Source organism: Sphingomonas flavescens (assembly GCF_030866745.1).
Lineage (GTDB): Bacteria > Pseudomonadota > Alphaproteobacteria > Sphingomonadales > Sphingomonadaceae > Sphingomicrobium > Sphingomicrobium flavescens.
In genome coordinates, this window is record NZ_CP133016.1 from 1,570,225 (window position 1) to 1,582,687 (window position 12,463).

The following is a 12,463-nucleotide window of genomic DNA, read 5'->3' on the forward strand; positions in this document are numbered from 1 at the left end:
TCCTTCAATCCTCATAACGTATGTGGACGCGCGCGGCTGCAGCCTTGGCGCGGGCAACCGCGTCCTCGGTCGTAATACTACGCGCCAGCGCGATGCCCATGCGACGATTCTCGAGCGTTTTCGGCTTGGCGAAAATTCGAAGATCGACGGGGTTGCCGGGAGCACCAAGGGAAAGTGCTTCGGCGAGGCCATCGAAAGCGAAATTATCCCGCTCTTTGTCCGCCAAGATGACAGCCGACGCTGACGGTCCAAAATTCTCGATGGAGGTGATCGGCAGTTCCAGTACCGCCCGCAGGTGCAGCTCGAACTGGTTTGGGAATTGCGAAATCAGAGTCACCATCCCGGTGTCGTGCGGCCGCGGGGAAAGTTCGGAGAAAATCGCCTGGTCGCCCCGGACGAAAAATTCGACGCCGAAGATTCCGTAGCCGCCGAGCGCCTCGACCACCTTGCGCGCCTGGAAGCGGGCTGATTGCAGCGCTTCGAGCGGAATTTGCGCCGGCTGCCAGCTCTCGCGATAGTCGCCCGCTTCCTGCCGGTGGCCCACGGGTGCGCAGAAGAGAACCCCGTCCTTGGTCGCCACCGTCAGCAGGGTTATCTCGCTGTCGAACTTGATGAACTCCTCAACGATGACGCGCGGACGGTCCCCGCGCATGTTCGCGACGGCGTAATCCCAGGCGCCGCCGACCTCGTCGGACTTCTTCGCGACACTCTGTCCCTTGCCGGAACTCGACATCACCGGCTTGACGACGCACGGCAGGCCGACCTCCGCAGACGCCGCAATCGCTTCGTCACGCGTTTCCGCAAAGCGATAATGCGACGTGACGAGACCGAGCTGGCTCGCCGCGAAATCGCGGATCCCATCGCGGTTCATGGTCAGCTGCACGGCCTTCGCCGACGGGGCGACGTGCCAACCCTCCTGCTCCAGCATCGCCAACGTCGCCGTGTCGATCGCCTCGATTTCAGGGATGATGACATCCGGCTTGTGGGTCTCGACGGCGGCTCGCAGCGCGGCGCCATCGAGCATGGAGAAGACCTCGCTGGCATCGGCCACCTGCATCGCGGGGGCGTTCTCATATCGGTCGCAGGCGATCACACGGCAGCCCAGCCGTTTTGCGGCAATCGCGAATTCGCGCCCGAGCTCGCCCGAGCCCAGCAGCATCAAGGTGGCGACATACATGCGGCGCGGATAGCGGCGGTGACCATGCTCCGCTAGAGCATGCGCAAGGGGAGAAATTCATGCGCTCGATTTTGCTCGCTGCCACCGCCGCCATACTGATTGGCGCTGCGCCGCCAAAGAAGTTGCCGACACCCAATGACATCGTCGCCGCGGCGCCCCCGAGTGCCTGGAAAACGATTCCCGCCGACGATCTCTTGGTGCTGGACCTCACGAACGGCGGTCGGATCGTCATCCAGCTGGCGCCGGCTTTCGCCCCGGTCCACGTCAATAACATTAAGTTGCTGGCGCGCGGCGGCTATTGGAATGACGCCACAATCTATCGCGTGCAGGACAATTACGTTGCGCAATGGGGTTTGAACGAGAGTGACAAGCCTTGGCCGGCTGGAGTCGTCGCCAAGCCGCCGGCCGAATATACGCGGCCGCTTAAGGGATTGAAGATCAAGCCGCTGGGCTCAACCGACCCTTATGCGCCGGGTGCGGGTTTCGCCGATGGGTGGCCGGTGGCCTACAGCGCCAAGGCGGGTTGGGCTGACCTCACCCATTGCTATGGCACCGTGGGCGTTGGCCGCGATCTGGCGCCTGACACGGGCACGGGCGGAGAGCTCTACGCAATCATCGGCCATGGCCCGCGCCAGCTCGACCGCGTCATCGCCATCGTCGGCCGCGTCGTCGAGGGCATCGAGCGGTTCAGCACTCTGCCGCGCGGGACTGAAGCGCTGGGCTTTTATAAGGACAAGGCGCAATACGTGCCCATCTCGAGCATCAGGCTGGCTAGCGAAATCCCTGCAAACTCCCGTCCGTCGTACGAGGTGATGGACACCAACAGCCCGACCTTCGCGCAATATTTGAAGATTCGCGCCAACAGGCACGATGACTTCTACACCGCGCCGGCTGGTGGCGTTGACCTCTGCAATGTGGGCGTGCCGATCAGGAAGAAAGCGTGACCAGCGCCGGGGGCGCTAAGCCGCCCAAGCGTGCAGGTCGCGGTTCTTGTGCTGGATGACGACCGGACCGTTGTGCGAGCGCATGCTTGCCTCGGCTAGTGGCAACGCGGTGGTGCAAAACGCGCACTCCGCGGACATTCGCCCAATAATCCAGTGGGTGCGGCCGCAGCCCGGGCAATGATTAACTTCATGCTCGCGGTAGACGGCGTGATAACCCCGCTCGGCAGGTTTCCAGGATTCGCCGGGTAAATTCGGCATGGCAGACCTTCCTTTCGGTCCGTCCCAACGAGCGACCATGGTCCCGGTTGCACGCGATGATGCAGGTTAGATTGCCGGCGAGAGAGAGCTTTACGGCAGAACGATTGCCACTGCAGATCAGCCGTTGGACAAGCGAGTAAGTTCCGCTACCGTCTGCAGTTCCGCGAATTCTGCGCCGATCTTGTCGCCGGCCGTCCATTTCACGACGGCGTTGGCCCGGGTGCGTCCAGGGATCATGAGCCAGACCCTGGCGCCGACTTCGAAGCGCGAGCCGGTGACAGCCATGAATCCGCGATCGGAGATGTTTAGGACCCGGGCCTCGGTGCCCGTCGATCCCAATTCGCGCATAGTCGCATCGAGCCTGACCGCCGTACGCTCCGATACCCGGCGATCATCTTCGCGGTCCTCGGCGATCCGAGCCCGTATCGACATGAAGTTCATGGCCGATGCTAGCTCAGTCAGCCGCGAAGGACAGGCCGATCCGGCCGTCCTTCACCCAGCGCACCTGGGCCCATAGAACGCCCCGGTCCAGGACCTGCAGAAGCAGCCGCTCCCCGATGTTCGGTGTGTTCGGAAAGATGACCATGGCACCTGACGCAGAAACGTTGATGAGCCGGACAACGTGCTTGCGCCCACGGAACTCGAGGACGCCGGTGCTCGATGCCGATGGATGACGGACTTCCGACCGTTCGTCGATGTTGCGCTTTTCCGAGCGCGGAATCATCGATCCATCGAGAAAGAAACCGGACGCCACGTTGAACTCCCACTTCGCGGCCCGCATCTTAGCCAGCGCCGCTTAAGGATTGGTTTGCGAGAGGGCCGTCCGGCGCGATTTTGAGTCGCTGTGTCGCTGGCGTGTCTGGCGTGGCGAATCGAAGCGCGATATGGATGAGGAACGCAGCGGGGTTATCGTTTAAAATGAACAAGTTGGTCTCGGCACTAGTAGTCGGTTTCATGGCTTCCGGCGCCTTCGTGAGTGCTCCAGCACTGGCGCGGATCCAGCCGTTGGGCGCTGCACCGCCCGCAAGCCCCCAAACCAAGGGTTCGGGCAAGACCATCGCGCCCGACGCGCCGGTGCCCGGAAATCCCGACTTCAAGGCCGACAATTCTCAGGTGCAGGCGCAAGTTGCGCCGCCTCCGCTGCCGCCTGCGATGTGGGACGTGCCGAACGCTCTCGATCTGCTTGCCGCTATCAATCGCTCCGGGGCGGACGGCCTCAATCCTGCCGACTACGACCCTGCTGGCCTGCAATCGGCAATCCAGAGCGGTAATCCGGTCCTCATCTCAACGGCTGCGACGCAGCGCTTCAACATGCTCTCGAACGACCTCGCACTCGGCCACATCCGCAAGCCGGCCCGCGTCGACTGGTTCGTGGTGGACAACGACCTGAACGCCGAAAAGCAGGATACCCTGCTGCGCGCGGCGCTTGCCCAGCATAATGTGTCAGCAGCACTTTCGTCGTTGCTACCCTCCCATCCCCAATATGCAGCGTTAAAAAATGCTCTCGCCGCCACTTCGGCGGAGGACATCGCCAAGCGTGATCGCATCCGTCTGAACCTCGACCGCTGGCGGTGGCTGCCGCGAGACCTCGGCAACAAGTACATCATCGTCAACGTACCGGGCTTCTACGCAACGCTTGTCGAAAATGGCGTCAATCGCTGGAAGCAGCGCGCCATCGCCGGCAAGTTGTCGACCCCGACGCCCCAACTTAACGCGACTGCGGTGGGCGTAATGCTCAACCCGGCATGGAATGTGCCGAAGAGCATCGAGAAGGAAGCGGCCGGGAAGAAGGGCTTCGTCCCGATCAAGACTCCCGACGGGAAGCGCGTACTTTATTGGCAGCAGCCGCCGGGACCGACCAATGCGCTTGGCCAGCTCAAGTTCGTGATGCCGAATTCCAAGGCGATCTACCTTCACGACACCAATGCGCGCAGTCGATTCAATGACAGCGCGAGGGCCCTAAGCCACGGCTGCATCCGAACGCAGCACATTGTCGACCTCGCGACTGAATTGCTTGGTGACGACAATGGCCAGTGGACGCCTGATAAAATCCAGGCCGCGCTCGACAGCAAGAAGTCGGTTCAGGCGAACTTCGTGAAGCCGGTGCCTGTCTACATCGTCTATTTCAGTTCGGCGGGCCTGAATGACGGGCGCATCGTCGACTACAAGGATCTTTACGGCCGCGATGCCAAGGCGCTCGCCGCTCTCAAGATGCGCGATGGTGGCGCGAGCCTAGCGGCACCGAAATCCGACGTTGCCGCCAAGCCAAAGCCGGCGCAGGTGGCGAACCGCTAAAGTACTCAGTTCGCGGCTTGCGATGTGCGGTCGAGCATGACCGGCGCGGTAAAGGCAAGTCCGACGTGGCCGTCCTCGCTCCACTTGACGACCGCGGGAACCAGGATGCCGCCTTCGAAGCGGACATGAACCTTTGCGCCAGGCGATAAATCGGGAGCAGCACCCATCGCGCCGCCCTCGGAAATGTTCTGCAAGGCGAAGTTCGTCGGGGACCCGTCGATCAGTAGCTGGAGCTTACGCCCTTTGGCCGACATACGCGGGTGTCGTCGCTGATCAGCCGATGACACTGGGCGTCGCGCCGCGGGCGCTGCGCGCGGCGCTTCCAGGACGGACGCTTCCGCCAAAGGTACAGCCGTTCCGCAAAAGCCGCACTCGGCGCTGACCCGGCCAATATACCATTGAGACCGGCCGCAACCCGGGCAATGGTTCGACTCATTGGCACGATAGACGATGTGGTGGCCACGCTTGGCGAGGCTCGCCGCGAAGGACTCCGACGCCCGTTCATAAACCAACACCGACATGGATACCCCCGTCCTAGATTCGACAGGCTACGCTTCAGTCGTTGCCGAGTGGTTACCGCCGCCGTCACCCAATTGGGGCTTACTGATCTGTCCCAGAGTGGGCGCAACCGACTGTTGTCCCGATCGTCCCGATTGCCTTCCTTTCCGACGCTGATAGCCTGGTTGCCTGGCACGCGAAGTGGTTGCGTGAGGGGGAGTTCTCGACGTGCCGATGATATTCGATCAACCCAACGGCAGTTTCTTCAACAGCGGGATCATCGATGATGGCGTGACCATCGCGGCCTCCGGCGTTCGGCTGACAAATACCGACTCGGGAAGGATCTACGGCGGCTTGACCTTCATGGTCGGCGGCAGCACGCTCACCAACGTTCTTGGCGGGTGGATCGGCTTCACCAGCAACGCCACGACCGACCCACTCATCGTCGGCTCCGACGGCGCGGACACTGTCGTCAATGGGGGCATCATTGCCGGAATTGTGTCACTAGGCGCCGGTGACGATATCTTCGTCAGTCAATCGCGATCTGTTGGCTCTATCCTGCTCGGCAGCGGCAACGACACGTACCGCGTGGAAACGACGGACCCTATGTTTATCAGCGCCTCGGGTGGCGACGGGGTCGATCGGCTCGTTTTTGCAGGCTCGGGCGGCCAATATTGGTACGACGCAAGCGCGGGCTTCGAGCAGCTGGTTTTCGTCACCGGCGGAAACTTTGAAGGTTTCTCCGGCTTCCAGTCAATCACCGTCCAGCCCATGTCGGGCAACTGGAGCTTCGTGAATTTCCTGAATGGGAACAATCCAGCCGCGGACGTCAATTTGAATGGACCCTGGTTCACGTTGAATCGCTCGGCCGTACGCAGCGTTATCGGCAATGATGCCAACAACACCGTCGAGTTATTCATCGATGCGACGGTCACCAATGGCATTTCCCTCGGCGGCGGCAACGACGGGCTCTGGTTGACTAGCCACCTGCAAAGTGGCGCGCCAACACTGATCTCTGCCGTCACGGGCGGCGCGGGCAACGACATGATTATGCTGAGCTGGGCATCCGGCGGAGATCGAAGCTACGACCTCCACCTGGCAACCGGGTTCGAAGAGTTGAACGTCAATCCCTGGGCACTCACAGACCCGGCGATTGCTCGTGTTTCGCATGCATCCGGGTTGACGGCCATCAACGTTGGGCAGAACGACACGCTGATCCTCAATGACAGTATATTGCCTGACGCCCGCGTTGGCGGCGGGTTCAATGGCGGCGTGACCCTTGGGTCGGGAGTGATCATCGATCGCTACGGCTTTCCGGAAGACGGCACCTGGGACGACGGCCTCAATAAGGCTCAGGGCGATCCCGGGCTGTCGACCAGGATCGTCAATCAAGGGACCATCGAGAACGACGTGCGCTTCTACATCGGCGACGATCTATACGACGGTCGCGATGGCGCGGTTGGCGGCACCGTCTATGGAAACGCCGGCAACGACCGCCTGCTCGGCGGACGCGGAATCGACCATTTCAGTGGGGGCTTCGGGGCCGACATCCTGCAGGGCGGTGGCGGGGCCGACATTCTCACGGGCGGCGCGGGCTATGACACGTTCCTCGACACGGCTGCGGATCACAACGGCGACACCATCACGGATTTCAGCCGTGGCGATCGCCTGATTTTTAGCGATGCTAACCTTGCAACTTTCGCGTTCAGCCTTTCGGGCGGAGTGCTGACTTACGACGGAGGGGCGATCACGCTGCCAGGTCTTGCTGGCGCTAATCTATCTTTCAGCAAGGCGCTCGAGGGAGGTATTCAGGTCTTTTTCTCGTCGCCGGCCATCATCATTGCCGGGACAACGGTGACACTGAACGATCTCAGCGCCGGGTCAAAAGCCTCGGCGGCCACCGCAGAGCTGGCGCTAGCGCCACCGTGGGCGCCCCCCGCGGCCGAAACGACCGACGGAAGCGGACTTGGCGAATGGTCCTCTAAGCTTGGAGTGACGGCCGACTTCGGCGATCTATTTGCGACGATCTGAGGAAGCGTAGCGTATTATTTGTAATCGCGGCTAACTTCGCATCGACAGGCGCTGCAAAGCCATTATTTTCCCATTGATATGGCAGACGGAGCAGAAGGACAGCCAAAGGCTCCCGCGGGGACGCCAGGCCCGATAGCTGAACTACTCCTCAGCGGCAGCTTGGACGGCGGCAAAGTCGACTTCTCGGCGGTGCTGGCAATCGCTGATTTGTTGCCGGTGATGATTGCCTACGTCGATCGCGACCTCCGTCTCGGCTTCGTCAATCAGCCGCTTGCGGAATGGTTCGAGATTCCCCGCAGGAAACTTCTCGGCGCTCGCATTCTGGACATCATTGGCGAGGATCGTTTCCACCAAAGGCTTCCAAATTATGAGAGGGTGCTCGGGGGTCAGCGGCTGTTCTTCGCGAGCGACTTCGACCATCCGACGCGCGGCAGCGTCGCCCTGCAGAGCAATTTTATCCCGTGGACGGGCCACGATGGCACGGTTCAAGGTTTCCTCATTCTCCAGCAGGACGTCACCGAGCAGCGAACCGCGGAGCGGGCGCTTCGGGAGAGCGAAGAGCGATTTCGTCGCATCGCGAATTCAGCCCCCGCTCTGATGTGGGTGACCCGGCTCGACCGGGTGCGAGACTTCGTCAACGAAGCTTACGCCGAGTTTGCCTGTGGGCCGGGCTGCAGCCTTGAGAAGGCCCGGAAGCTCGACTGGCGAGGCCGTATCCATCCTGACGACGTCGATCGGATCGTCGCTGAAAGCATTGCCGGCGAGGCGTCGCTCAAACCTTTCACGCTGGAAGGCCGATACAAGCGGCATGACGGGGAATATCGCTGGTTGCGTTCGGTTTCCCAGCCCCGGTTCGGACCGGATGGGGAGTTGGTCGGCTTCATCGGCGTCGGCAGCGATATCACTTTAGCGAAAGAAGCGGAGCTCGAACTCCGTCGTCAGGTGGACGAACGGACAGCCCAATTGGCAGCGTCGGAAGCGCAGTTCCGCGCCATTTTCGAGGCTGCACTTGAAGTGCTCGTGCTGCTGAAGCCTGACGGCACGGTTCTCGCCATCAACAATCGGCGCGAAGCCTGGCGCCATCGGCACCCTGCTGACGCGATTGGACAAAAGCTTTGGGATTCGCCGACGATGCGGGCGTTCCCGCAACATATCCCATTGCTCAAGAAGGCCGTCTCCGCTGCGGCCAGGGGGAAGGTCTTTACCACCGAGGTCCAGATGGACAGCGGGCCGACTCCTACCGCTCATCTCGACGTTTCGGTTCAACCGGTCCGCGACGATGCCGGAAAGATTATCTACCTACTTTTTGAAGCCCGGGACATCACGGACTTGAAGGTTGCCCAGGAGCAACTTCGGCAAAGCCAGAAAATGGAAGCGCTGGGGCAGCTCACCGGCGGTATTGCGCATGATTTCAACAATCTTCTCACCGTCGTCGTGGGAGGGCTGGATATCATCGCCAAGCGCGCCGAGGACTCAAAGACGAAACGCTACGCTGAGAATGCCCTCGCCGCGGCAGAGCGCGGCGCGCGTCTGACCGGCCAACTGCTGGCTTTTAGCCGGCTTCAACGACTTGAGGTCCGACCGACGCACGTCGCGCCGGTGATCGAAAACATGCGGCCGCTGCTCCGGAATGTTCTGGGTCCTGGCATCACTAAGCAATTCGACCTCGATCAAGCCGTCATGCCTGTAATGGCAGATCCCACCCAGCTGGAAGTCGCGGTTCTTAACCTCGCCATCAACGCGCGCGACGCCATGCCCAATGGCGGAACTTTGACCTTTGCAAGTCGCAAGGTGACTGTACCGATTGGTTCAGAGCTGGAGGCGGGCGAATATATCGAACTGAGCATCAGTGACACTGGCGAAGGCATGCCGCAGGAAGTCCTGGAGCGCGCGTTCGAGCCCTTCTTCACAACGAAGGAAGTGGGCAAAGGGACTGGGCTCGGCTTGTCCATGGTCTACGGAATGGCACGTCAGTCAGGCGGAACTGCGCGGCTGGAGAGCGCGCCAGGCAAGGGGACCACCGTCACTCTGTTGTTCCGCAAGGCGGAGATGACGGAGACTGGAATCAGCGACGTTGGAGAAGACGCAACCGGACTGGCAGCCGCCGGCGAGGCCAGTTCGATCCTCGTCATCGACGATGATCCGGATGTGCGAGGCTTCATCGTCGACAGCTTGGATGACCAGGGATTTGCGGTCCGTGAAGCCAGCGACGGGGCGCAAGGGTTAAAGCTTCTCGAGGCACAACGGGCTGACCTCGTCGTGCTCGATTTCATCATGCCGGGCATGTCGGGAGCCGAAGTCGCCAAGGCTATTCGCGAGCGATGGCCTGATCAGGCAATCCTCTTCGTTTCCGGATACAGCGAGACCGAGGCGGTTAGGAGCACAGCGCCGGACGCGCCGTTGCTCGCAAAGCCATTTCGCGCAGCGGCCCTACAAAAGGCAGTTCGCGGCGCGCTATCGGTCAGTGCGAAGGTCCATTAATTTCCGGGAAACCGCGACTGCCTGGAGCGTTGTGGGGTCATGGTCAAAGGATTGCTCTTAGCCGCGACTGGCCTTTTCGCCATTCCCGCCATCGCACAGCCTGTCCCCGCTAGTTTGAAGGCTGTGCCGGCGGCGCAGACGCTGTTCGAACGTGATTGGGTGCTGATGAATTGGGCGCTGAAAGTCCATGACGCCAATCGGGACATCCAATTAGAACCTTCCGAGGCTGCTTCCGCCGCGGCCGAATTTCGCAAGATCGCCGACGCCGACAACGACGGTCGGATAACGCCGCAGGAATATCGTGCCGCCCGCGAATTCCTCCTGGCGCGTTACTGAGGAAGGGGAAAAGGCTATGAGCGGGATCCTCGACAAATTTTATGTCGAACATGGTGCCCACGGTTCGCGCGTGCTTGCCCGTTCGCTTCAGCTGACCAGCTACCTTAGCGACGACGACAACATCGACACCATGATCGACCTGCTGAAGGAGGACCTCGACGCGTGCGCGCGGGAGATCAAGCGCGTTGCGCGCATCAACGCTCGTAGCGCCTTGTTCGAAGGCTGGGGCGCGGACGCGTGATTACCGTTTGACGAGCTCTGCTGCTCGCAATGCCAACTCTGTCCGGTTATCAACTTTGAACTTGTCGAAAATAGCGTGGAGGTAGACTTTTACCGTCCCTTCGGTGACGCCCAGTTCAGCCGCGATATCGCGATTTCTCAGGCCCTGGCGCACGAGTTCGACCAATTCGCGCTCTCGGCGCGTCAGCGGCGGGGCGGAGGCCGCGCGTTCCTGAGCCTGGTTTGTGCGCTCGACGATTTCCGGATCGATCCAGGGCTGACCCGACACCACCGCATCCATGCATTCGAGCAGTAAGCCGGGATCCGACGTCTTCAACACCATCCCTTCGGGCCTGAGGTCCTGCGCGGACAGTAACTGAGAATCGTCCATCCCCGCCGTGAGAAGAATGACTTTGAGACGTGCCCGGCCAAGCGACAGCTTACGCAATAAGTCCAGCCCGGAGCCGTCCGGCAGATGAACGTCTAGGAGCAAAAGGTCTGGCTTCAGCTTCGCGATCTGCTTGACGGCCTCGGCGACGGTGCGTGCGCGCTCCAGTAATTCATAATCCGTTTCCCGGAGGAGCATTTCCAGCGCCGCCGCAATCATCGGATGGTCATCGACAAGCAGTACTCGGGTCACGCTGCAGCTCCGGTTAAAGGGACAGAGATCAGAATATTCGTGGAACCCGGACGGGTCGTCAGATGCAAGGAGCCGTGGGCCCGTTCAACGCGTTCCTTGAGAGATCGCGGCTCGACGACGTTGGAGCCGGAGGCATGAGTAAAGCCGGAGCCATCATCAATTACGGTCATTTGCAGCTCCCCATCCTCCACGGCAAGATCGACGTCGACGCGATTGGCGCCACCATGACGGACCGCATTGGCTACCGCTTCCCGCAGCAATTGATGAAGATCGAGCTGGAGTCGAATAGGGATCGTGCTTCCGTCGCCGTGCGCAGTGACGTGGCACTCCACCGACCATTGTTGACCCAACCGGTCAGCTAACATCTTCAGTTCCGCGGTCGCTTCCGAGAGGTCGAGTTCGCGCTCACGCCGCAGCGCAAGCAGGAAGCCACGGATCTCGCCCTGCTCTTCCACCAGCAGCCGCTTTAGCTCGTCGAGCTCTTGACTCACCGAGCCCCCAGCCGTCGCCGACCGCTTGATGGCTTCGACACGAAAGGCTGCGCCGGCCAGAAACTGTACGATGCTGTCGTGGACATCGCGTGCCAACCCCAAGCGCGTCCTTGCAGCGGTGCTGCTCTCGATTGCCTGGAGCAGCGCATACCGATCGATGATCGCGCCGGCCGCTCTTCCCAGTTCACGGCCGAGGTCGATGAAATCGCAGGAAAGGTCAGGAATATTCCAGAGCAGGAGCCATCCCTGCTGCGTATCCGTCGCCACCCGCGCGGCCAGCCCTTGGGAAAGATGGATGCTGCGCGCTTCCTCCATCGAGACACGCGACGACGCAGTTCCAAAATCGAACGATCCGCGTTCCCGCCGGGTGAGCAGCCGATCGCGAGAAATATCGAATATGAAGGAACTGGCACCCGCGCTAGCGACGGGAGGCTGGCCCAGCGTGAGGCTGCGCGAATTTCCGCTGGTGATGATGATGCCTTCATTAGCCTCGTCGCCCATTGGAGCGATCAACAGTGCTCCATTTGCTGCGCCGGTGGCGGCCATTGTCGTGCCAAGCGCACGCACTAGCGGATTGGAAACTTGGTCAGGCCCCTCATCGATGTCTTCAGGCTGAAAGAACAGTCGCGAAAAATGCTGGTGAATGCCGAACCAGATCAGCAGCAGCGACAAGGTGATGAGGTGACCCGCGCGCGTCACGATCCGCTCCGGCTGCCATCCTTCGGTCCCTCCCAGAAGAAAGCCCGCCCCTAGAAACATGGCCGTGAGAACAACGGCGGTCAGCGCGGTTTCGCGCCACCCCCAGCGAACCGCTGCCGATAACAGCGGCAATACGAAAAACAGGAAGAATGGTCTGGTGGCACTATTGGTCGAAAAGATGATCGCCGTGAAAACGGCCATGTCGAAGGCGTGCATTGGCGCCGCCAGTCGTGCGTCGAGCCACCAGTTGCGCCAGGTGGCAGCGGCAATCGCCGCTGCTCCGGCCGCGTAGAGTATCAGAACCCCATAAGTGCCTAGAAATGAGCGATTTGGCTCGCTGCGATCCGCCCATACGGCAAGCAGGAACAGGATCGCGAGCATCACACGCCCAAGG

At 61.2% G+C, this 12,463-nt stretch carries 13 protein-coding genes; 6 read left to right on the forward strand and 7 right to left on the reverse strand.

Annotation, left to right across the window (positions count from 1 at the left end; genetic code table 11):
- Positions 1-4 precede the first annotated feature (4 nt).
- On the reverse strand, positions 5-1,177 hold the full coding sequence (gene purT / locus QU596_RS08075; protein WP_308514795.1) for a formate-dependent phosphoribosylglycinamide formyltransferase: 1,173 nt from the start codon (positions 1,175-1,177) through the stop codon (positions 5-7).
- A gap of 59 nt (positions 1,178-1,236) precedes the next feature.
- Here purT and QU596_RS08080 point away from each other — a divergent pair, with 59 nt between their 5' ends.
- Positions 1,237-2,121 (forward strand): peptidylprolyl isomerase, encoded by an 885-nt coding sequence (locus QU596_RS08080; protein ID WP_308514796.1) that lies wholly within the window; start codon positions 1,237-1,239, stop codon positions 2,119-2,121.
- A gap of 15 nt (positions 2,122-2,136) precedes the next feature.
- Here the strand turns inward: QU596_RS08080 and QU596_RS08085 are convergent, their stop codons facing one another.
- The 3 genes from QU596_RS08085 to QU596_RS08095 form a co-directional block, all read right to left on the reverse strand.
- A complete protein-coding gene (locus tag QU596_RS08085) occupies positions 2,137-2,379 on the reverse strand; it encodes a hypothetical protein (RefSeq protein WP_308514798.1) in 243 nt (80 codons plus the stop codon).
- 117 nt (positions 2,380-2,496) lie between these two features.
- Positions 2,497-2,811 carry a PilZ domain-containing protein gene (locus tag QU596_RS08090; protein WP_308514800.1) on the reverse strand — a complete coding sequence of 105 codons (315 nt, stop codon included), beginning with the start codon at positions 2,809-2,811 and terminating at the stop codon, positions 2,497-2,499.
- A gap of 22 nt (positions 2,812-2,833) precedes the next feature.
- Positions 2,834-3,160: a PilZ domain-containing protein gene (locus QU596_RS08095; protein WP_308514801.1), complete on the reverse strand. Its 327-nt coding sequence runs from the start codon at positions 3,158-3,160 to the stop codon at positions 2,834-2,836.
- Between the two features lie 137 nt (positions 3,161-3,297).
- Between QU596_RS08095 and QU596_RS08100 the strand changes: the two genes are divergently transcribed.
- Positions 3,298-4,674, forward strand: coding sequence for a L,D-transpeptidase family protein (locus tag QU596_RS08100; protein WP_308514802.1), 1,377 nt, complete (start codon positions 3,298-3,300; stop codon positions 4,672-4,674).
- Positions 4,675-4,679: 5 nt separating this feature from the next.
- Here QU596_RS08100 and QU596_RS08105 read toward each other — a convergent pair whose 3' ends face one another.
- Entirely contained in the window at positions 4,680-5,195 is a 516-nt protein-coding gene (locus tag QU596_RS08105; RefSeq protein ID WP_308514803.1) for a PilZ domain-containing protein, read from the reverse strand.
- 211 nt (positions 5,196-5,406) lie between these two features.
- Between QU596_RS08105 and QU596_RS08110 the strand changes: the two genes are divergently transcribed.
- From QU596_RS08110 to QU596_RS08125, 4 genes are all read left to right on the forward strand, one after another.
- Positions 5,407-7,203, forward strand: coding sequence for a calcium-binding protein (locus QU596_RS08110; RefSeq protein ID WP_308514804.1), 1,797 nt, complete (start codon positions 5,407-5,409; stop codon positions 7,201-7,203).
- Positions 7,204-7,281: 78 nt separating this feature from the next.
- Positions 7,282-9,684 (forward strand): PAS domain-containing protein, encoded by a 2,403-nt coding sequence (locus QU596_RS08115; RefSeq protein ID WP_308514805.1) that lies wholly within the window; start codon positions 7,282-7,284, stop codon positions 9,682-9,684.
- A 39-nt stretch (positions 9,685-9,723) separates the two neighbouring features.
- Positions 9,724-10,020, forward strand: coding sequence for a hypothetical protein (locus tag QU596_RS08120; protein ID WP_308514807.1), 297 nt, complete (start codon positions 9,724-9,726; stop codon positions 10,018-10,020).
- 16 nt (positions 10,021-10,036) lie between these two features.
- Complete coding sequence (locus QU596_RS08125) at positions 10,037-10,261, forward strand: hypothetical protein (protein ID WP_308514809.1); 225 nt, start codon at positions 10,037-10,039, stop codon at positions 10,259-10,261.
- Here QU596_RS08125 and QU596_RS08130 read toward each other — a convergent pair whose 3' ends face one another.
- Both QU596_RS08130 and QU596_RS08135 read right to left on the reverse strand, forming a co-directional pair.
- Positions 10,262-10,879, reverse strand: coding sequence for a response regulator transcription factor (locus QU596_RS08130; RefSeq protein WP_308514810.1), 618 nt, complete (start codon positions 10,877-10,879; stop codon positions 10,262-10,264).
- The gene (locus QU596_RS08135) at positions 10,876-12,450 is read right to left on the reverse strand and encodes a sensor histidine kinase (RefSeq protein WP_308514812.1); all 1,575 of its coding nucleotides are present in this window, start codon (positions 12,448-12,450) and stop codon (positions 10,876-10,878) included. The genes QU596_RS08130 and QU596_RS08135 overlap by 4 nt, the downstream gene beginning before the upstream one ends.
- Positions 12,451-12,463 lie beyond the last annotated feature (13 nt).

Coding starts and splice junctions, on each gene's coding strand:
- QU596_RS08080 (WP_308514796.1), top strand. CDS start 1,237: ATGCGCTCGATTTTGCTCGCTGCCACCGCCGCCATACTGATTGGCGCT.
- purT (WP_308514795.1), bottom strand. CDS start 1,177: ATGTATGTCGCCACCTTGATGCTGCTGGGCTCGGGCGAGCTCGGGCGC.
- QU596_RS08095 (WP_308514801.1), bottom strand. CDS start 3,160: ATGCGGGCCGCGAAGTGGGAGTTCAACGTGGCGTCCGGTTTCTTTCTC.
- QU596_RS08085 (WP_308514798.1), bottom strand. CDS start 2,379: ATGCCGAATTTACCCGGCGAATCCTGGAAACCTGCCGAGCGGGGTTAT.
- QU596_RS08105 (WP_308514803.1), bottom strand. CDS start 5,195: ATGTCGGTGTTGGTTTATGAACGGGCGTCGGAGTCCTTCGCGGCGAGC.
- QU596_RS08115 (WP_308514805.1), top strand. CDS start 7,282: ATGGCAGACGGAGCAGAAGGACAGCCAAAGGCTCCCGCGGGGACGCCA.
- QU596_RS08125 (WP_308514809.1), top strand. CDS start 10,037: ATGAGCGGGATCCTCGACAAATTTTATGTCGAACATGGTGCCCACGGT.
- QU596_RS08100 (WP_308514802.1), top strand. CDS start 3,298: ATGAACAAGTTGGTCTCGGCACTAGTAGTCGGTTTCATGGCTTCCGGC.
- QU596_RS08110 (WP_308514804.1), top strand. CDS start 5,407: ATGATATTCGATCAACCCAACGGCAGTTTCTTCAACAGCGGGATCATC.
- QU596_RS08090 (WP_308514800.1), bottom strand. CDS start 2,811: ATGTCGATACGGGCTCGGATCGCCGAGGACCGCGAAGATGATCGCCGG.
- QU596_RS08120 (WP_308514807.1), top strand. CDS start 9,724: ATGGTCAAAGGATTGCTCTTAGCCGCGACTGGCCTTTTCGCCATTCCC.
- QU596_RS08135 (WP_308514812.1), bottom strand. CDS start 12,450: ATGCTCGCGATCCTGTTCCTGCTTGCCGTATGGGCGGATCGCAGCGAG.